1 protein-coding gene is annotated in these 990 nt (G+C 68.4%); it reads left to right on the top strand.

Annotation, left to right across the window (positions count from 1 at the left end; translation table 11 throughout):
* Nucleotides 1-23: 23 nt before the first annotated feature.
* Nucleotides 24-990: hypothetical protein (locus tag AYO52_RS16765; protein WP_216635348.1), on the top strand; the 967-nt coding region annotated here is incomplete at its 3' end.

The raw sequence follows: 990 nt of genomic DNA on the forward strand, positions 1-990 counted from the left end.
GGGCGGGGGCGGTAGGACTCTCGGTGCTCGCCACCTCCCTGGGCTTGGCGCTCACCGCGCTTTCGGGATGGTTGATCGTCCGATCGAGCGTCGAGGAATACATCATGTATCTCCTGGTGGCGATCGTCGGAGTCCGAGCGTTCGGGATCGGACGCTCGGTGGCCACATACGCCGAACAATTACTCACCCACCACGCCGCCTTCCGGACCATCGACGATCTCCGACTGCGGCTCTGGCGGGCGATCGCAGCACGAGGTACCGGGTCCCGGCGACTGCTCGAAGGTGGGGCGCCGCTGGACTACCTCGTGACCCAGGCCGATGAACTGCGGGATCAACTCCCCCGGGTCGTTACGCCCCTGATCTCCGGAGTGGCCGTACTGCTGGGAGCCACACTCACCACCTGGTTGGTCACCCCCGAGTTCACCGTGCTGGTGGGGGCGGGCTTGGTCACGACCATGGCACTCGGCGCGGTCCTAGTGGCAACGGTCGAACGTGGGGGCGATGTGGCCAGGGTTGCTGGTCGGTCCCACCTGATACGGGGGTCGGCGTCATTGAGTGCAGCAGCGGCGGACCTGCGCGGTAATGGAGTGGCAGCGGCGGCGGTCGACCAACTCGACGAGATAAACCGGAAACAGGCCGCCGCCGAACGGCGCGCCACCCGCGGCACAGGGCTCGGCACGGCGGCGGTGACAGCAGGCACGGGCCTCCTAGCGGTGCTCGTGGCAGTGACCGATCCGGCGGTGGGTGCAGAACGAGCCAGTGTGATTGCCCTCCTGTGCCTGGCGCTGGGCGAGCCTCTCGCCGCGTGGGTCGCGGCAGTGCACCGAGTGCCGTCCGTGCGCTCACTGCTGCACAGCCTCGGCTCCGTACTGGGCCCCTTCCCGCAGACCGCATGGGGCGTTGGCGCGCCGAACGGGCCCGTAAATTCGGTGACGCTGGAGCAAGTGAGTGTTCGGTATCCGCACACTGCGCGCCCGGCCGTGGCGGAGG

Origin of the sequence: Dietzia sp. 111N12-1 (genome assembly GCF_001658045.1) — a bacterium.
Lineage (GTDB): Bacteria > Actinomycetota > Actinomycetes > Mycobacteriales > Mycobacteriaceae > Dietzia > Dietzia kunjamensis.